Source organism: Gluconobacter sp. OJA, assembly GCF_039638325.1.
Lineage (GTDB): Bacteria > Pseudomonadota > Alphaproteobacteria > Acetobacterales > Acetobacteraceae > Gluconobacter > Gluconobacter cerinus.
In genome coordinates this window covers 82882-102169 of sequence record NZ_JBDIWI010000002.1, presented here as the reverse complement: position 1 = coordinate 102169, position 19288 = coordinate 82882, and the positions used below count along the sequence as shown (strand labels likewise).

Below are 19288 nucleotides of genomic sequence, written 5' to 3'. Positions count from 1 at the left end.
ATCGACTGTTAGTCATGATCTCAAACGAGTGGCAGTAAGGCGAGAACGTCGCTCAGGTTCTGGACGGTGGACGCGTCAAGGATGAGATGCTGGCCTGTCTGGAGAGCTTTGCGGCGTGCCTGCGTGCGATTTTCTGGGGTTGGGCAGAGTGTATAATCTGCAACCTGGGCAAAACCGATAGTTCGACGGATCATTTCAAGACCACAGAAACCTGCCGTGTCCTGAAGGATGCTCGTCAAGAAATTTTCGAGCAGTTCTTCGCGCTGCGTTTCGTCTGATAGCGCCCACACGTCTCCTCCGTCCGTTTTCAGCAGGGCGCGGAGTTCGTTTGTAAAGCTGCTCCAGAAGGCAATGATCTCGGTTCTAATGAAATCCTGCTTGTGGGGCGCTGCGCAGGCGTGAAGGGCCAGATTGCCCAAATAAAGTCCACAGTCGAAGCCGATTGGCCCCATTGTGGCAAACTCGCCGTCAATTACACGAACATCATTGCGATGCAGCATGATGGAGCCTGTGTGAAGGTCTCCATGTAGAAGGGCCTGTCGTGCCGTCAGGAAACGATCCTGAAGCACCCCGACTGCGCGGTGAAGAGGCTTATTTCCTTGCAGGGCTGTCACATCCGGCAGAAGAGCCGCCTCCGGTTCCGGGTTGCGGGAGCAGGGACGAAACGGATCGGTGAGTATCAGGTCGACGGTAATACGGGTGAGTGCCGTGTTGCCCGAGAACTCCTCAAGAAGTTTCGAGCCGACTTCAAAGGGGCGGCTGATCCAGCTCGTCGCGTGTACGCTACGAGCGACATACTGGCCGATACTGGTCGAAAAGCCCGGCTGTGCATCATCGTGGATCAGTGCAGAGCGCAGGACCTCATGTGGCGTCAGGCACTCCATGACGAGCAGGAACATCTCATCATCATAGAAATACAGCTCTGGCGCGGCTGGGCGAACAGCGTCTGCCGTTGCGCGCATATAACGGGCTTCATACAGCGCACGTTGCAGAGGCATGGGCCATTCTGGTGCCACGCGAACATGAGGCAGAGCCTGCTTGCAGCAAAGCTGCCCATCCGGACCGGCCACAATAAAAACCGTGTTCAGATTACCGTCGCTGACCTCGCGGATCGTCCAGTCTGCCGGGTTTCCACCAAGGCGGGATGCAAGATCGGCATGCTCTGTCAGCCAGTGTCGAAGGCTGGAAGTATCGAGAGTGAAATACGGCATCAGGACAGTTCCAGCAGAGCGGCCAGGGTCGGGACCATTGGGCCTTCAGGTGTGTGATCTGGGCGGATCAGGTGCAGTGCGCCATATTCGGCGTTGCCCTGCTCGCGGCATCGCGTCTGAAGGTCCTCAAAAGTCAGGGAGACGTCAATGCGCATCCCGATATCCACGATATGGGATGAGGGATGCTCGCAGGCCAAAAGGGACGGTCCAACCCTGCATTCCGCTGTGACGAGTCCAAGTTCTTCTTCACATTCCGCCAGAAGCTGCGCGGCGAGATCTATGGTGCTTTCCTGTGCGCGGCTTTCAACATTTCCTGCTGGAGCGCCCTGCCAATATCCAGGAAGATAGATCGAAGTCTCTGCGCGTCTGCCAATGACAATGCCGTCTTGCGTAAACATCAACCCCACAACGGCCAGTGGGCGCAGGATGTGCGCTCCATAAACGTCTGGTTCTTTCATCTGTGCAAGAACGCGACGGTATTCGGACCAGTGGCCGTGAATGCGGGCTGGAGTGATTTCATCGGCACAGAAGACGCGGCCATTGTAGAGGTTGGGATAAGTCGAAAGTGCCTTGGCCCAGACGCGCGAGACAGCCTCTTCCTGCTCAGTCGTCAGGGGAGGGAGAGGGCGGTCAGCCGACACCTGAACATCTGGCTGAAGTGGCGTGATGGGCCAGGATAGAGACTGCGACATGTTGGAACCTTGAACCAGAAGCGGGAAGCACATGCCTTCATGAGGCATAATTCCGTTCTGGAAAACACTTTCCCCGATGCTGCTTCGGTCAAGGTAGGTGCAGGCGCACCGAAACGGGGCAGTGGTCAGACAATCCTTCCGGCGCACTATCGTTTTGATAGGTCATAACCCGCAGACTCTCTGGGACGAGCCAACTGCGGGCTTCGTTACCAAGGAGGATGTGGTCGATGAAGTATTCTCCATTCCAGCAGGGGCTGGCTTTGCCTGCTGTGGTGAGAAGAACGGGCGCATCATGCTCAATCTGCTGCATGAGCGGGTCATGCATGGTCAGGCGGCGGTTGAAGTCACCGAGAACCGCATAGGACTCTCCTTCGTCCTGACGCTCTGCAATCCAGTCTTCCAGGATCTGGAACTGTTGATACAGGGTCGGGCAGGAATGTTTGCGTTGAGTGAGAGGCTGATCCCAGCAGCCGGTTTTCAGATGCACAACTAGAATACGGAGATGGCTTTTTCCGTCTGACACCGTGACATCAAGGCCGGTTCTCAGGTGATGGGGCGCATCGGGAGCGGTAACATCCAAGGCTGAGAGTTCTTCATTCACCGTTACGCTCAGCGGGCGTCTGACAGCTAGGCCGACACGCTGGATAACGGGCGCGTTGGACAGAATGATCTTGTAGGTTTGGGGATCGAAGACCTGCGCTGCAGGTTCGGGGCCATCCACTTCCTGAAAGGCAATGAGATCTGCGTTCAGGTGGGTCGCGTATTGATGCAGCCGAATGAAGTCTCGGGGTTTACGACCATGAACATCGTCGGGGAGTGCTGGCTCTCCCGTCTGGCGAAGGGAGAGCCAGTCCAGATTCCAGGTTGAGAGCTTGATGTCTCTGGCTTGGGCTGGAAAAGCCTCGCCGCATAGAAAACATGCGGCGAGGGTTAGTGTGGCAAGAAACCTCAGACGGCTTCTTTCTGTGTTGCGCCCATTTCCGAAAGAACGCTTTCGATGGAGCGGGTCGTGCGGGTTTTTTCATCCAGAATGAGAATTTCACCCTTCGGAATGTCGTAGAACCAGCCCTGCAGGGTCAGTGTGCCCTGAGAGAGGGCGCGAACGACCGCGGGATGGGTTCTCAGGTGAGCAAGCTGAAGCAGGACGTTGTATTCTGCCAGCTGGCGGATGTCTGCCGGGCCGGCATCGTCTGCCTTCAGATCACCCATAGCTGCACGTGCTGCTTCTGCGTTGCGCAGCCAGCTGCGAACAGTCGGAAGAGCGTCCAGCTTCGGTGCGTTCAGGTCCAGCAGGGCGTTCATGGCGCCACAGTTGGAATGGCCGCAGATGACGACATTCTTTACCTTGAGTGCCGCAACGGCGTACTCGATGGCAGAAGAAACGCCACCCAGCATCTCACCGTAAGCCGGCACGATGTTGCCAACATTCCGGACAATGAACAGCTCACCCGGTTCAGTCTGGGTGATGAGGCTCGGGCTGATCCGACTGTCGGCGCAGGTGATGAACAGCGTGGAAGGAGACTGGCTGGACGCCAGGCTCTCAAAAAGCTCCGCACTGTCAGGATAGACGTCCGTCTCGAATGTACGGACACCGCTCAGCAGTTTTGCCAGAGTATCACGACCACAGGCCATGGTGTTCTCCTTTTTATAAACTAGTGAGCAGTTAGGAGGCTTTGTCAGGGCAGGTAAAGCAGTAAAACGGTAGTCTCATGATTTGTTACTGCCCTGACATCTGTTGTCGTTACGGTTTATGACGCAGCAAGGTGCTCGCGCAGCTTTGCAAAGACTTCATCTGCATTTGCATTGGGGCCACCGGCCTGCGCCATATCTGGCCGTCCGCCGCCACCTTTTCCTCCCATGACTTCAGATGCTGCACGGACAAGCGTGACAGCATTCAGTCGGTCTTTGAGATCTGGTGTGACGGAAATCACGATGCTGCCCCGGCCATCGGCTTCTGAAATAAGAGCAACAACGCCAGATTCGATCTGCTTGGAGATGCTGTCCGCCAGGCTTTTGAGTTCCTTGGGGCTGACGTCTCCCAGATTGCGGGCTGAAAGTGTGATGCCGTTGATGGTTTCGGTTGCAGCCGTACCTTCGCCTGTGGCCAGTTTCCGCTGCAATTCTGAAATCTGGCTGTTGAGCGATTTACGCTCTTCCAGCAGAGCCGAGACCCGCGTGACGGCATCAGAAACCGGAACCTTCAGAAGATCGGCGATCTGTTTCAGGCGGCTTTCAGTTTCAAGTGCCAGATTTTCTGCGGCAATTCCGCAGACAGCTTCAATGCGCCGAACGCCCGCAGACACACCGCTTTCTGACACGATCCGGAACGGGCCGATTTCTCCCACGCGACCAACATGCGTGCCACCACAAAGTTCGATGGAGTAGGCGGGACGGCCTTCCTCTCCGACGCCCATGGAAACAACGCGGACTTCGTCGCCGTATTTTTCACCGAAGAGCGCCATTGCACCCTCGGCAACAGCCTGCTCCTGCGTCATGAGGCGCGTTTCGACAGGCGCATTTTCACGGATACGGGCGTTGACTTCGGCTTCAACAGCCTGAAGTTCTGCGTCCGTCAGTGGGCGAGGCTGGCTGATGTCGAAGCGTAGGCGTTCAGGGGCGTTCAGGCTGCCCTTTTGAGTAACGTGCGTGCCGATCTGGCGACGCAGAGCCTCATGCAGAAGATGCGTTGCTGAGTGATGGCCACGGACGGCTGTACGGCGACCATGGTCGATCTCTGCATGAACGGCCATGCCAGGCTTCAGTGTGCCTTCGACAACCTTGCCGTAGTGGACGATCAGATCGCCGTTGCGCTTCTGGGTGTCTGTGATTTGCACCCGCAGACCGTTGGCCGTGAGTGTGCCGTGATCACCAACCTGACCGCCGCTTTCGCCATAGAACGGTGTCTGGTTCAGCAGGATGGCAATAATGTCATCGCCAGCCGGGGCTTCGGCCAGTTCGTCGTTTCCACGGAAAATGCCCTGCACTTCAGCATCGGCTTTTTCTGACACATAGCCCAGGAATTCGCTGGGACCATGCTTGTCACGTGCGTCGAACCAGACGGTCTCGGCTGCCGTATCGCCAGAACCGACCCACGCAGCGCGAGCACGCTTGCGCTGTTCAGCCATGGCTGTTTCGAAGCCGGATTCATCGACAGTGCGGCCCTGCTCGCGAAGGGCGTCCTGCGTCAGATCGAGCGGGAAGCCAAAAGTGTCATACAGCTTGAAGGCAACATCGCCCGGAAGGGCCTGCTTGTCTCCAAGGTTGCTGACTTCGTCGGACAGAAGGGTCAGGCCGCGTTCCAGAAGGGCTGTGAAGCGCTCTTCTTCACCCTTCATCGTTTCAGTGATGAGAGCTTGGTGTTGCACGAGTTCCGGATAGGCCGCGCCCATTTGCTGGATCAGGGCCGGGAGCAGGCGATAGAAAACTGGTTCCTTGGCGCCCATGATGTGCAGATGGCGCATGGCACGACGCATGATGCGACGCAGCACATAGCCTCGGCCTTCCTTGGATGGAAGAACGCCGTCCGCGATCAAGAAAGCCGTAGAGCGGAGATGATCCGCCACCACACGATGGCTGGACTTGAACTGTCCGTCTGCATCCTGATGCATGACGTCAGCAGAAGACTCAATCAGCGCGCGCATCGTGTCTGTGTCGTAGTTGTCGCGCTTGCCTTGCATGATTGCAGCGAAACGCTCCAGGCCCATCCCGGTATCAATCGAAGGACGCGGCAGATTGTCGCGGGAACCATCGGCCTGATCCAGGAACTGCATGAACACGAGGTTCCAGATCTCGACGAAACGGTCACCGTCTTCATCCGGGCTGCCCGGTGGGCCACCAAAGACGCTGTCGCCGTGATCGTAGAAGATTTCGGAGCAGGGACCGCACGGGCCGGTGTCGCCCATTCGCCAGAAGTTGTCGGACGTACCAATCCGGATGATGCGATCATCACTCAGGCCAGCGACTTTTTTCCAGAGATCTGCTGCTTCTTCATCTTCAGCGTAAACCGTGGCGAGAAGCTTTTCCTTGGGAAGGCCAAAGTCTCTCGTGAGCAGGTTCCAGGCGAACTCGATGGCTTCGGCCTTGAAATAGTCACCGAAGCTGAAGTTGCCCATCATCTCGAAGAATGTGTGATGGCGCGCGGTATAACCGACGTTGTCGAGATCGTTATGCTTGCCGCCTGCGCGGACAACCTTCTGAGCGGTTGTGGCGCGGGAGTAAGGGCGCGTTTCCTGGCCGGTAAAAACGTTCTTGAAGGGAACCATGCCAGCGTTCGTAAACAGCAGGGTAGGGTCGTTCTGCGGTACGAGGGGCGCTGAAGGAACAATGCGATGGCCGTTCGACCCGAAATATTCGAGGAAGGCTGAGCGGATGTCGTTTGTGCTGGTCATGGGATGAAGCGTCAGATTCCGGAGAAAACGGGAAAAACCAGCGTTACTCCTAGACCATTGTGAGCAGCTTGGAAATGTGCGCCTCAGGGGGCCTTGTGCTCAAAGGGTTCCATGGTTGGTTGTGGAATAGGCATTTGAGGTTCCGGGTCAGGAGAGGTCAGGCCTGCTGCCGGGATCTCCACAGCCATCTGCATAAGTTCCATTGGAGTTTCGGGAATTTTGGCTCTGAAAACCAGGCGCCTGGACAGGTTGAAATTGGCCATCATCCCGCAACCCGCACCAATCGCGAGTGCCGTAACAGGGTGGTGCACTGTGAAGGGCACGAAGGCGTAGAGCAGGAAGACTGCTCCGCGGTTCAGAAGGAACCCGAAGGAATTTGCGATCAGGAACCGGAGCCACTGAAGGATCAGATGCTGGTTATCGGCCGCCGAGGTTCGAAACGTCCAGGCGCGGTTCAGAATCCAGTTGACGGTGGCGGCAACAAAATAGGCTGCAATGGTTGCAGCGATCAGGCCAATTTCTGGCCGCAAAGCCTCTACGCTTCCCCAGTCTACGAAGAAGCCGAATGCCCCAACGACGCCAAATCGAAGGAACTGATCAATCACCTGCGGGCGTGAACGTGGATAGAAAATTCGGGTGCGTCGCAAGTGGACATCTCCGGAGGGGCTGTGGGTATTGCTCTAGCGTGTGCAGATTGAGGCTGCAAAGGCTCTGAAACAGAAAAAGGCGCCCCGAAGGACGCCTTTTCCAGAAACCCGGAGCCCGAGGGCTCCGACGTCTTTTCAAACTGAATTACTTCAGGATGATTTCGACGCGACGGTTCTGCGGCTCGCGGGTGTTCGGGCCGGTCGGAACCAGTGGCTTCTGCTCACCGTAACCATGGATGTCCACAGCAGCTGCTGGAACGCCATCACGGATCAGCTCAGCCTTAACGCTCTGTGCGCGGCGGAGGGACAGACCCATGTTGTACTTCTCACCGCGCGGGCCCGGGTGGGCTGCGGAGTTATCGGTGTAGCCGTTAACTTCGATGCGCGTTGTCTGGACGTGCGTGGAAGCCTGAGCTGCCTGAGCAACGATCTCACGAGCGCGGCCCGTCAGGTCAGACTTGTCCCAGTCGAAGAACACGAGGTACGTACGAGCTGGCGTCGGAGCCGGCGGAACGATGACCGGAGCCGGCGGCGGCGGCGGCGGAGCCGTGTCGAACGCATAACGCAGACCCAGAATGAACTGGTGCGAGAAGCGTGGGTCGAAGTTCACGTTGCCCTTGTGAACGCCAGAGCCGTTGTAGGCCGTGGAGCGGTACGGGCCGTCAGCAAACTGCTGACCGATGAAGCGGTATTCGGTCGTGACAGCAAGACCCGGAACGCCCGGAATGTCGTAAGCTGCACCGACGATACCCTGGTACGCGAAGCTGCCCTGCGTGCCACCGATACGGTTGACGGAACCATTGGCATAGTTCGTCGTGATCGGGTTGTAGTGCTGCCACAGGTAGCCAGCGCCAACACCAACGAACGGCGTGACAGGAACGTTCAGGCCGAAGTGGGCCAGATCGATGTCATACAGGACGTTGACGAAACCGCCATAAGCCTGGTCAGAACCGTTCGTGGAGCCACGAACTGCCGTCGGCGTGCGGTGGTTGATCTGGGAGTAGTTGTACACACCCTCCACTTCAACGCGCAGACCGTTGCCGAAGCCCCAGCCGAACGAACCGAAGCCCGTGAAGCCGTCCTTGTGGCGGAGGCGTGAGCTGCTAGCGTTGTTGCTAGACGTGCCGTCAGCCTGTGTGGTTGGTGAGAAGCGGCCGTGCTGCTGCTGAACCAGGTTGTAACCACCGCCGATGTTGACGTACGGGCCGGTGATCGTGCTGGCCATGGCGAGCGACGGTGCGGCGACCATCGACGTCATGGCAAGGAGTGCCGTGCGGAGACGCATGTTTTCGTCCTCTTAGTGACTAACGTTTCGAGCCGTTGGAAAAACTGCTTCAACCAACGGACCCAGCGCGATGCATAAGCGCATATAGATCGGGGAGTTCCCTCGGACAAAGCCAGACAGAGCCTTCCAGACCTACTCGGGTGGAAGGAGTGACAAAAAAGTCACATTTCATTCCGCCCGCTTCACGATCTACGCCTCGCGTCCCTGCTGCCATAGCTGAACACTTGCAGGGACGCCAGACTCTTCCGGGAATTTCTGCTGCTCAAATGCAGTTAAAAAACAAAAAGTTAGGCCGAACCATAAAGGACTGTAACGGTCCTTATGGTTTGCAGCCTTCATTTATCAGCAAGTTACGGACCGTATCCATGGGAACGTCACGACTTGTGAATGCTTTGCCAATACCGTGCAGGAGGACAAAGGAAATTTTCCCGTCTTGCATTTTCTTGTCCCGAGTCATGTGATCGAGAAGTATCTGCGCTGAGAAGGGAATATCGAACCAGTCAAAGCTGACCGGCATCCCGAGGCTGCGTAGATGGGCGTCCAGACGGGAAAGGTCTTCAGCGGGCGCATATCCGAGCTGAACAGACAGTGCCATCGCGAGATGCAACCCTATGGAAACGCCTTCGCCATGCAGGAGACGTCCATCATAGCCAAGCTCTGCCTCAAGGGCGTGACCAAAGGTATGACCGAGGTTTAGCAAGGCGCGACCATTCAGCTTTGCCTGTTCGCGCTCATCTGCTGCGACGACTGCAGCCTTGAAAGTACAGGCACGTCGAACGGCTTCTGCGAGAGCCGCCGGATCCCCATCAAGAACGGATCGCCCGTTGGTTTCGCACCATGCAAACAGGTCAGGATCTGCGATCAGGCCTGACTTCACAATTTCGGCATAACCCGCAATCCGCTGCCTGCGCGGTAGAGTCGCGAGTGCGGAGTTGTCTGCGAGAACGATGATGGGCTGATGGAATGCGCCAATCAGATTCTTGCCGGACGGGGAATTGATGCCGGTTTTTCCACCGACGGAACTATCCACCTGTGCGAGCAGAGTCGTGGGAATCTGGATGAACGGGATTCCGCGCAAGGCTGTTGCGGCTACGAAACCGGCCAGATCGCCAACAACACCACCACCCAGAGCGACAATTGTCGTGCCACGCTCGATTCCCAGTGACAGGAGACGCGTCATTACGTCGCTATAGCAGTGAAGGGATTTGCTCTCTTCGCCACCAGCTACAGAGATGACGTCTGCCTGAATGCCTGTTTCTTGGAAGGAAAGAAGCAGACGGGGCAGGTGGAGGGCTGCCACGGTGTCATCCGTGATCACCACGACTCTCTTCTGGCGCAGATATGGAGCAACCCACGCCCCCGCACGAGAGATCAGATCCGGCCCGACCAGAACATCGTAGCTGTGCTGTGTCAGAGCGACAGGAACTTTCTGTGGATGTTGATATTCTGCGAGGGTTTCACGGACGCGCTGCACGCCTTGCTCCACGGTTTCGTCTCCGCAATCAATAATGATGTCTGCTTCCGCATAGACAGGGTAACGAACGCCCACCAGCCGGGTCATGACTTCTTCCGGGCTACCTTGAGCAAGCAGAGGCCTGCCGCCGCGGCCCTGAACGCGTCTAAGCAGAACGTGCACAGGCGCGCGAAGCCAGATCGAGACGGCATGTTTGCGAACAAGGCGGCGTGTCTGGGCGTCCATCCATGCTCCGCCACCCGTGGCGAGAATGCAGGGAGGGCCTTTGATCAGGCGCTCGATGACCCGGCGTTCGCCCGCACGGAAATAGGCTTCTCCGTGACGGGAAAAGATTTCCGGAATCGTGCAGCCTGCGGCGCGTTCGATTTCTGCATCCGCATCCACGAAGGGCAGGCGGCAGACCTGCGCCAGACGGCGGCCTACGGTGGTTTTTCCAGCTCCCATCATGCCAACCAGAACAACAGTGCAGGTCGGGACGGGAAGAGATACCGCCGGATCGGCGGAAAGTGAGGGTGGCAGAGGTGACATGCTCTGCTACCTATCATAGGAGAGGGCATCACGTCCTGCCCGCACTTTGAGACCTGAACATAATGGCACAATCTGATCGTTCCTCTTCCCGTTTGCCCATGATTGCTGGAGCTGGTGCTCTGGTTCTGGTGGTGGTGCTGGGAGGGCTTTTCCTGCGTCTGGGGATGGGGGTTGTCCCGCCTGAGCAGACACAGGTTCACAAAGAGCTGCCAGCGGCGATGTTCGCTACATCCGGTTCTGCTGCTGCGGCTCTTCCGGCGATGCCGCCGGTTCCGACTGCTCCGGCCGCAGGATCTGCTCAGCCTGCGCCTGTCTCGGCTCCGGTTGCTGTGGCACCCGTGGCTCCAGCCGTTCCCGCTCTGACGCCCTCCACGCCGCTGCCCACAATGCCTGCACCCAAGCCTGCTCCTCTGCAGGGAGCTGCTGTTCCGGCGCCTGCTGGCGTTCCCGCGCACTGATCAGGCAGGCCTGACGAATGTCAGAGGTGGTTGATCGGCATGTCGAGGCATTTCTTGAAATGCTTGCGGCAGAGCGGGGCGCAGCTCTGAAAACGCGTCAGGCCTATGCCTCTGACCTCGCGGATTTTTCCCGTCATTGTGCTCCAACGTCTTTGGCGCAGGCGACGGGAGAGCAGGTCAGGAGTTACCTGACATCACTGTCACAGGCTGGGATGGCTGCCCGTACGGCAGCGCGTAGACTGTCCTGTCTCAAGCAATTCTATCGATTCCTGATGTTGGAATCGATTCGGTCCGATGATCCGACGGATCGCCAGCAGGCTCCGAAAGTCAGTTCCTCGCTTCCTCGTCCTCTGGATGAGAAAGAAATTCGACTGCTTCTGGAAGAAGGCACCAGAAGGCACGACAGTGAACGGCGTGATCTGCTGTCCCGTGCGGCTCTGGAACTTCTTTACACAACAGGCCTTCGAATTTCAGAACTCCTGTCTTTGCCCGCGACATGTGTGAAGGTGAAGGGGGCGATGCTTCTCGTGAGAGGTAAAGGCGGCCGTGAGCGGTTGGTTCCTCTGTCTCGAAGTGCGCGGGAGGCTGCTGAAGTTCTGGTTCACTATGACCGGGATTTGGGAAGCCCGTATCTTTTCCCAGGCAGAAATCCTGACAAGCCATTGACTCGGCAGGGGTTCGACAAAATTCTGCTGGCCTGCGCACTAAAGGCGGGAATTGACCCTGAACGTGTGAGCCCTCATGTGCTCAGACATTCTTTTGCCAGCCACCTTCTGGCCCATGGCGCGGATCTGAGGGCGCTTCAGATGCTGCTGGGGCATGCGGATATCGCGACGACCCAGATTTACACACAGGTCATGGCGGAACGTCTGAGGCAACTCGTGACGGCGCATCACCCGCTGGCGAAAATCCAGTCTGGGGACTGATCTGCCCCGTAAAAAACCGGGGGGCTGTTTCCGGATGCGTTGCCGTGCTATCCGGCAGCCATGCGCCAATTCCTAGATTTCGAGAAGTCGGTCGCCGAACTCGAGACCAAAATCGACGAACTCCGCCAGATGGGCAGCCAGGAGAAGGACTCCGGCACCAGCGGCATCAACATCGATGACGAGGTTGCCCGTCTTTCTGACAAGGCGGACAAACAGCTTCGTGCAACCTATGCAAAGCTTACGCCGCTGCAGAAGGTGCAGGTTGCCCGTCACGCCCAGCGCCCCAAGGCTCTGGACTATGTTCGTCTTCTGACAACAGATTTTACGCCGCTGGCCGGAGATCGTGCTTTCGGAGACGACAAGGCCATGATTGGTGGTCTTGCCCGATTCCGTGGTGAGCCGGTTGTCGTGGTTGGGACGGAGCGTGGTCACGACACGGAAACGCGTCTGCTTCATAATTTTGGCATGGCCCGCCCGGAAGGTTACCGGAAGGCACAGCGCCTTGTGGAAATGGCCGGCCGTTTCGGGCTGCCGATTCTGAGCTTCATCGATACGGCTGGAGCATGGCCGGGTATCGATGCCGAAGCACGCGGCCAGGCCGAGGCCATCGCGCGCTCAATCGATATTTGCCTCAAGGCTCCTGTCCCCCTGATCGCAACCGTGATTGGTGAGGGTGGTTCCGGTGGTGCGATTGCTATCGGCGCGGGCGATCGTGTTCTAATGCTTGAGAACTCGATCTACTCCGTTATTTCCCCTGAGGCCGCAGCATCCATTCTCTGGCGTGATCCGAAGCTGGCTCCGGCCGCTGCTGAAGCTCTGAAGCTGACAGCTCAGGATCTGCTGGGGCTTGGTCTGATCGACCGTATCATTCCTGAGCCCGTCGGTGGGGCGCAGCGTCTTCCGGACGATGCCGTGCACGCGGTAGGCAATGTCATTGCTGAAGAACTTCTGGAACTCCAGAAGCTGACAGGCCCGGCTCTCGTTCAGAAACGCAGAGAAAAGTTCCTGGCCATGACCCGTGGTCCTCTGAACTAGTCTGAAAAAACCGCTGCCCTCCGGAGCAGCGGTTTTTTTTGTTTTTACGCTTTGTGCGGCGGGTCACCGCTGATTGGATCGCGTCCATGCGCCATGATCAGATCATGCAGGAGAGAGCCTGCACTCTTAACTGCTGACGCATCGTATCCTTTGGCGACCAGAGCTGTCCCCGTCGTGCCATTCGTCAGGCCGTATGGATAGGATCCCAGATCAATTCCCGGGAACTGTTCTTGCAAACGGCGCAGATCATCCGCGAAGTCACCTTCTTTCAGCCCTGCGGCATGCCAGCTGACGGACGTCAGGGGCGGTCCTTTCTCCATCTGGGGCACCAGCGAGTCCACCATAGCTGCGAAAATGGACGGGACCCCTGCCATGACGTGCACATTCCCGATGCTGAAGCCGGGAGCCGCCGAAATGGCGTTTTCGATGGGGGTCGCGCCTTCCGGGAGCATGGCCATGCGCTGACGGGCAGCGTTGAACTTTTCTTTTCCCATGATGGCTTCAAGCTTCTGGAATGTCGGCTCGTGACGTAGCAGCGGAACGCCCATGGCTTTGGCGATACATTCAGCCGTGATGTCGTCATGGGTAGGGCCAATGCCGCCGCATGTGAAAATTACATCGAATCGCTCCCGACATTCTGTGACGGTTCGAATGATGTGGTCTTCGATGTCCGGAATGACACGGACTTCGAGAAGCCGGATACCCTGGGCATTCAGCGCACGCGCCAGAACCTGTGTGTTGGCGTCCTGAGTGCGACCGGAAAGAATTTCGTTGCCTATGACGAGCAGGCAGGCGTTTTTTTGAAGCATGAGTCTCGTCCTGATAGTCTGTGGACCAAACGTAGCGCGTTGTGCCGCGTTGTCGAGCAGGGTCGGACGTCTGGCCATGCCCATTTCAAACAGGACACTCATGAGCACTCTGAAGCACCATCTCCCTGAATGTATTCTCGATCTGCGTGCAACGCTGGGTGAGGGACCCGTCTGGAGTGAGGCTGAAAAGTCGCTTTATTTCGTCGATATCATTGCCGCCAAAGTTCATCGCTTTACGCCGGAAACAGGCGATCACAAGACATGGGATGCTCCGGACCGTCTGGGTTTCCTGCTTCCTGTTGCCAACGGCACTTTTCTTGCAGGCCTTCGCGATGGCCTGCATGGTTTTGATCCAGAAAGCGGTGACTTTGAAGCAGGTCCGGAAATTGAGCCCGAGCGCCCGGACAATCGTCTGAATGACGGTTGTGTGGATCCGTTAGGCCGTGTGTGGTTTGGCACGATGGATGATGGGGAAGAGGAACCGACTGGTTCCATCTATCGTGTGGTTCATACGGAAGACGGTCTTGAAATCACGCACCATAACGAGGGGTATATTGTCTCGAATGGTCCGGCTGTCTCGCCATGTGGGCGTGTCCTGTATGTTTGCCATAGCCCGAAACAGACGATCTATGCCTTCGATGTTGATGAAAACGGAGATCTCTCGAACGAGCGCGTTTTTGCCGCGCTGACGAAGGGCTATCCGGATGGAATTGTCACGGATAGCGAAGGCAATCTGTGGTGTGGGACCTGGGGAGGCGGCCGCGTCGCGCGCTTCCGTCCCGACGGCACAGAACTCCCGTCCATTGATATGCCCGTGACGAACGTGACGAAGGTTGCGTTTGGCGGGGATGATCTCAAGACGGTCTTTGTGACAACGGCGCGCAAAGGTCTGGATGACGATGTTCTTGCCAAGGAGCCTCAGGCCGGATCGCTGTTTGCGTTTCGTACCGATATTGCCGGTGTGCCGCAGAATCAGTTCCAGCTGAACGATTGATCACCAACGGGCAGCCGGAATGATTAAAGCGGTTCCGGCTGTTTATCCCAGAAGCTCCTGAAGGAGTGGGATGAGTGGTAGATCCGGATCTGGCATTGGATATTTTGCCAGATCGGCTGCCTCCACCCACGCCAGCGCCTGCCCTTCCCGTGGGGCAGGAACGCCGCGCCACCGCCGCACAACATACAGTGGCATCAGAAGATGAAACGGGCCTGCATTTTCACTGACGAAGGTGAAAGGGGCGAGGCAGGCTCCTGTCAGATCGACATCCAGCTCCTCTTTCATTTCCCGGATGAGGGCCTGTTCCGGTGTTTCGTCCCGTTCGACCTTTCCGCCTGGAAACTCCCAAAGCCCAGCCAGACGTTTTCCTTCAGGGCGGCGTGCGAGAAGAATACGTCCCTGCGCATCCAGCAGAGCTGCTGCGACGACCAGAAGAGTCCGTGGTTTGCGTATCGGTGCGGGAGCGGACGGTTGATCTTCCAGTGCAGCCGGAGAAGCCGTTTCAACGGGGGTCGGTATGTCGAGTTGAAGGAAGGTCGACCGCGCCAATTCGTGCACAATGATGGGACACTCGGTCCCACGTGAGACAAAGCGACGGCTTGAACGGCCAGTTTCCCGAAAGCCAAGTTTGCGGAGGACGGCGGAAGACGCGGGGTTATCAACCGCGACATCTGCCGTGAGCTTCTCAAGCTTAAGCACCTGAATGGCCCATTCTGTGACGCGTCGGGCCGCAGATGTTGTCATGCCCTGTCCCCATGTTGCGGGCGACGCCCAGTAACCTAGAGAAGCAGAACGCTTGTCGTCCGACAGGACCAGCCCGACAGCTCCCAGAAGAACGCCGTCGCGCGTGATAGCAAAGTGGTGAGCGCTTCCCCGGGAACTGTCCTCCAGCGTGGAGGAAATCCATTTTTCAGCAAGGTCACGCGGGTAAGGGAAGGGAAGACGACTGAGCATGCGGACCACGCTCCAGTCGTTCACGAGGCGATGGACGGCTGGCGCGTCTTCCGGGCGAAGGGGACGTAAAAGAAAATCCCCCGCTTTCAGTTCAGGTGTCATGTCGGCCTTGTTGTATCCTGCTCCTCAGGAACACCGCAACGTGCCAACAGTCGGCGCAGCGTATTGATGACAGGGAAAACTTCCTGATTGTGGTCTCCGCCCAGTTCGTTCCAGGCAGCCTGTTCGAGTTCAACGATATCACGGTCTTCCTTAAAGATCCGTTCCGTGAAGGCGACAAGGAAAGGCCATGCCATATCCAGCACAACGCCGACTTTCGGCTTGCGCACCGAGAGGAGGCCGAAAACGCGACAGGTTTTCTCTTCTGCATCCTGCGGCACATAGACGATCCACAGATCCATGACGGGCGGTTCGTCACCCGTAGCGATCCTCAGGGTCTGATAAGGATACTCTGTTCGGATCGTCATGACGTCGCGGTGAGCGTAGCGCTCGCTGGCGTCCCGACGTTCACCGAAGATCAGCGCCTCACCCCAGGGTTGCTTGCCGCTTGTCCGTGCGAAGCTGTAGCGGGCCTCTACGAGGGTGGGCTCATCCTTGCCACCAAGGAAGCGGGGCTTCATCTGGCCCATCTGCTTCATGTGCATGAACTGATGGTTCATATCCATCAGGTTCTCATGCATGAAACTGTAATGGCAGGCGACTTTTTTGCCGAAACGGCGCGTCTTGTAGGCCGGATCACGAACTGAGCCGAGCGCGGGGAAGGGTGTAGTTTCTGCTTTTGCCGGATCGCCCGGGAAAATGAAGATCAGGCCGCCTTCTTCCCGACAGGGATAGGTTCGCACACCGTTTGGAAGCTTGTTCTTGCCCAGATACGGGACATCGATGCACCGACCTGAGCGCCCGTAGGCCCAGCCATGATAGCAGCACTGTACCGCTTCACCACTGACACGGCCGAGGCTGAGCGGGACCTGCCGGTGGGCGCAGCGATCTTCCAGAGCGAATACACTGCCATCCAGAGGGCGAACAAGCGCAATGGGCTGCCCGGCGTAACGTGTGCCTATGGTTTTTCCGCTTTTGAGCTCGTGAGACCACGCGACAGGGTACCAGTAGTCCGGGTTGGAACGGATACGCCGTAGGTCCGCATTGTGTCCTTGGGGCTCTGGAGAGACGCTGCTGACAATATCAGCTTCTTCTAAGGTACTCTGCGACATGGATATCCCGATCCTGAGTAAAGACGGGCCTTCAAAAGGCATGTTTTCTAAACGAGCCTAACAGGCAAAGGGTTCTCGCAGGAAGAGGGCAGGATGTATCAAGGCAAGTCGCGTCATTTGCGCAACATGAGGCAGGAAAAGCACAGGCTAGATGTCATGGAAACATCATCCTGAGCCTCAGAGGCTTTGCCTATGAGTATTGCTTGGCTAGGACACCGCTTCCTTTCTTCTTGCCCTTATGTTCCCGGAGTATTGGCCTCAGTGCGCACGAAACCCCTGCTTCTGTCTTCCATTGCACTGTTGGCTATTCAATCGCAGGCACACGCTGCTGAGACGACAAAACAGGTCGCTCCAGGGCATCGGCATGCGCCATCGCGGCATGGCGTGGCATCACCGGCAGTAAGCTCGACGGTGCCTGCCCAGAAAACAGCTGTTCCAGCGAAGCATTCACAGCGGACGAATCTGGAATCCCGTTCGACAGAAAGCGTTTCGGTCACGGCGCGCCAGTTGACGGGTCGAGATGCGGAGCAGGCTGTTTCAAAAGCCGTCATGCGGCAGTTTGTGCCGGGAACCAGCCCTTACCGCATGCTGGACCGGATGCCGGGGGTCAGCTTCCCATCCACGGATCCATTCGGAATCGACAGCTTTGGCGCCAATCTTTACGTCCGCGGGTTCTTCATGAACCAGATGGGTGTGACGGTTGATGGCGTGCCCCTGAATGATCAGACCTATCAGTCTGTGAGTGGTATGAGCCTCGCCTCCGCGATCATTCCAGACGACATTCAGTCCATGCGGATGTCTCAGGGGGCTGGGTCCGTCGAGCTACCATCCACAAACACGCTAGGTGGAACAATCCAGATTGGCTCGTCTGATCCGAACGACAAGCGTGGCGGCAAGATCAGCCAGTCTTTTGGCAGCTATAATTCTTATCGCACCTATGTTCGGCTGGATTCCGGCAAGCTGAACAGCTCTGGCACGAAGTTCTACACATCTTATGCCCGTACCGACGAGGGCATGTGGATGGGCAGTGGCGACCAGTTCATGCAGCAGGTTGATGCCAAGCTCGTGCAGCCCATCGGGCAGCGCAGCCGCATGTCTGCCTTCTTTAATTGGTCCAGCCTTGCTCAGTGGAACTACCCGGATACGTCCGTCGGAATTTTGAAGAATCTTGGGTGGCGGACGCCGCATCTCTATCCGAATTATGGTCTGGCCTACGGCATTGCAAAGGGTACGGCAGCGCTTCCGGCTGGGTATGGTGGCGTGCCGGGTATCGATGGCTCCGAAATCGCGATGTACGATGGCGGTCAGGCTGAAACCAACTACATGGGTGGCCTGCACTTCGATCTGGCTCTCACGGATAACCTGACCTGGAATACAACGGTCTACGGTCACAGCCAGACCGGCTATTACAGCTACACGGACTCTGAAGACCCATCCCCGAACGGGGCGCCATTCTCAGAAGAAGTCTGGCAGAACCGTCAGGAGCGCTACGGTCTTGATACGAGCCTTCGCTACAAGTGGGGACGCCACACGATCGAGGGCGGTGTCTGGTATGAAAACAACAACCAGCAGGCTGGCCTGTTCAATTACCAGCAGCCGGTGCTAGGCGAGGGCGCTCCGCTCAAGGCCGTCGGGCCTTATGACGTTTATGGAAAGGCTTTTCTGGAAGGGTACAACTTCCAGTGGACGACCAACGTCATGCAGTTTCACCTTCAGGACAGCATCCGCCTGACGGAAGGTCTGACGCTGCATGCCGGGTTCAAGTCCATGGTTGCGACGACCTCAGGCGGTGCGAACTACAATAACGCGGATTGGACCGGCTCTGACGAACTGCCGAATGGCTCGCTAACGGCGTCTCAGGCCTTCCTGCCGCATCTTAATCTGGACTGGCACATCAACAACCACCATGAGCTGTATGTGGATGTGGCCGAGAATATGCGTGCCTACGAAGTCTCGGCCTATGGCGTGGCGAACTCGGTTTATTCGGTTGAAGATCAGGCGACCTTTCAGGCGCAAAAGAAGTCTCTCGAGCCGTCCAAGGCCTGGGTCTATCTGGGTGGATACCGCTACACGTCCAAGTATCTTCAGGCGAATGCGACCGTCTATCACGCTAGTCTGATCCATCCGATCCTGGCGGCGGCTGTTGGCTCTCTGACCAATCCGGTGTCTCAGGTGATCGACTTCGGTCATATCTCCATGACGGGCGCCAATGGCGACATTACTCTGACGCCGATCGAAGGTCTGAGCATCAGCAATAACCTGAGCTACAACAAGGGGACCTACGACCGGGACGTCGATACGGCGGGTGGTTTCTACGCGCTGGCGGGCAAGAATATCGTCAATTACCCGGCGTGGATGTACAAAACGTCCGTGTCTTACACTTGGAAGGGTGCGACGGCGCACTTCGATGCCAACTACTATAGCCGTCGCTACTACAGCTTCATGAATGATACGTCCGTTGGTGGATACTGGCTGGCGAATGCCGGGATGCAGTACCGCTTCGGCAAGCTGAGTGTGCTGAAAGACGTCACGGCGAGCTTCAACGTCTATAATCTGTTCAACACGAAATACATCGCCATGATGGGCCAGAACGACAATCCTGCGACGGGCGATTATCAGTCCATGGAACGCGGAGCCGTTCGTGAGTTCTTTGGAACGGTCAGCGCATCGTTCTAA

At 57.3% G+C, this 19288-nt stretch carries 16 protein-coding genes; 5 read left to right on the top strand and 11 right to left on the bottom strand.

What is annotated here, in order from left to right; genetic code table 11:
* Window positions 1-20 precede the first annotated feature (20 nt).
* The 8 genes from mtnK to aroB form a co-directional block, all read right to left on the bottom strand.
* On the bottom strand, window positions 21-1211 hold the full coding sequence (gene mtnK / locus ABDK75_RS10895) for an S-methyl-5-thioribose kinase (protein ID WP_339405619.1): 1191 nt from the start codon (window positions 1209-1211) through the stop codon (window positions 21-23).
* Entirely contained in the window at window positions 1211-1951 is a 741-nt protein-coding gene (locus ABDK75_RS10890; RefSeq protein WP_346005904.1) for a hypothetical protein, read from the bottom strand. The genes mtnK and ABDK75_RS10890 overlap by 1 nt, the downstream gene beginning before the upstream one ends.
* Before the next feature lie 40 nt (window positions 1952-1991).
* The gene (locus tag ABDK75_RS10885) at window positions 1992-2855 is read right to left on the bottom strand and encodes an endonuclease/exonuclease/phosphatase family protein (protein ID WP_408874438.1); all 864 of its coding nucleotides are present in this window, start codon (window positions 2853-2855) and stop codon (window positions 1992-1994) included.
* On the bottom strand, window positions 2852-3535 hold the full coding sequence (locus ABDK75_RS10880) for a carbonic anhydrase (protein WP_086634437.1): 684 nt from the start codon (window positions 3533-3535) through the stop codon (window positions 2852-2854). The genes ABDK75_RS10885 and ABDK75_RS10880 overlap by 4 nt, the downstream gene beginning before the upstream one ends.
* Before the next feature lie 116 nt (window positions 3536-3651).
* Window positions 3652-6291, bottom strand: a complete 2640-nt coding sequence (gene alaS, locus ABDK75_RS10875) for an alanine--tRNA ligase (protein ID WP_317214818.1) — start codon at window positions 6289-6291, stop codon at window positions 3652-3654.
* A gap of 83 nt (window positions 6292-6374) precedes the next feature.
* On the bottom strand, window positions 6375-6938 hold the full coding sequence (locus ABDK75_RS10870) for a GtrA family protein (RefSeq protein ID WP_046899808.1): 564 nt from the start codon (window positions 6936-6938) through the stop codon (window positions 6375-6377).
* Window positions 6939-7083: 145 nt separating this feature from the next.
* Window positions 7084-8223, bottom strand: a complete 1140-nt coding sequence (locus ABDK75_RS10865) for an OmpA family protein (RefSeq protein WP_086634439.1) — start codon at window positions 8221-8223, stop codon at window positions 7084-7086.
* Window positions 8224-8542: 319 nt separating this feature from the next.
* On the bottom strand, window positions 8543-10225 hold the full coding sequence (gene aroB, locus ABDK75_RS10860) for a 3-dehydroquinate synthase (protein WP_346005903.1): 1683 nt from the start codon (window positions 10223-10225) through the stop codon (window positions 8543-8545).
* Window positions 10226-10287: 62 nt separating this feature from the next.
* On the opposite strand from aroB, the gene ABDK75_RS10855 reads away from it, so the two are divergent.
* From ABDK75_RS10855 to ABDK75_RS10845, 3 genes are read left to right on the top strand one after another with little or no spacing between them, the layout of a single operon-like run.
* Window positions 10288-10683 (top strand): hypothetical protein, encoded by a 396-nt coding sequence (locus ABDK75_RS10855; protein ID WP_211511623.1) that lies wholly within the window; start codon window positions 10288-10290, stop codon window positions 10681-10683.
* A 17-nt stretch (window positions 10684-10700) separates the two neighbouring features.
* Complete coding sequence (locus ABDK75_RS10850) at window positions 10701-11609, top strand: tyrosine recombinase (RefSeq protein WP_346005902.1); 909 nt, start codon at window positions 10701-10703, stop codon at window positions 11607-11609.
* Between the two features lie 60 nt (window positions 11610-11669).
* A complete protein-coding gene (locus tag ABDK75_RS10845) occupies window positions 11670-12644 on the top strand; it encodes an acetyl-CoA carboxylase carboxyltransferase subunit alpha (RefSeq protein WP_086634443.1) in 975 nt (324 codons plus the stop codon).
* 44 nt (window positions 12645-12688) lie between these two features.
* Here ABDK75_RS10845 and ABDK75_RS10840 read toward each other — a convergent pair whose 3' ends face one another.
* Complete coding sequence (locus ABDK75_RS10840) at window positions 12689-13453, bottom strand: molybdopterin-binding protein (RefSeq protein ID WP_086634495.1); 765 nt, start codon at window positions 13451-13453, stop codon at window positions 12689-12691.
* A gap of 100 nt (window positions 13454-13553) precedes the next feature.
* Here ABDK75_RS10840 and ABDK75_RS10835 point away from each other — a divergent pair, with 100 nt between their 5' ends.
* A complete protein-coding gene (locus ABDK75_RS10835; protein WP_346005901.1) occupies window positions 13554-14447 on the top strand; it encodes an SMP-30/gluconolactonase/LRE family protein in 894 nt (297 codons plus the stop codon).
* A 42-nt stretch (window positions 14448-14489) separates the two neighbouring features.
* On the opposite strand, the gene ABDK75_RS10830 is transcribed toward ABDK75_RS10835, so the two are convergent.
* Window positions 14490-15503, bottom strand: coding sequence for a bifunctional GNAT family N-acetyltransferase/(deoxy)nucleoside triphosphate pyrophosphohydrolase (locus ABDK75_RS10830; protein WP_346005900.1), 1014 nt, complete (start codon window positions 15501-15503; stop codon window positions 14490-14492).
* Window positions 15500-16612 (bottom strand): Rieske 2Fe-2S domain-containing protein, encoded by a 1113-nt coding sequence (locus ABDK75_RS10825; RefSeq protein WP_064273898.1) that lies wholly within the window; start codon window positions 16610-16612, stop codon window positions 15500-15502. The genes ABDK75_RS10830 and ABDK75_RS10825 overlap by 4 nt, the downstream gene beginning before the upstream one ends.
* Before the next feature lie 261 nt (window positions 16613-16873).
* Between ABDK75_RS10825 and ABDK75_RS10820 the strand changes: the two genes are divergently transcribed.
* Window positions 16874-19288, top strand: coding sequence for a TonB-dependent receptor domain-containing protein (locus ABDK75_RS10820; RefSeq protein ID WP_346005899.1), 2415 nt, complete (start codon window positions 16874-16876; stop codon window positions 19286-19288).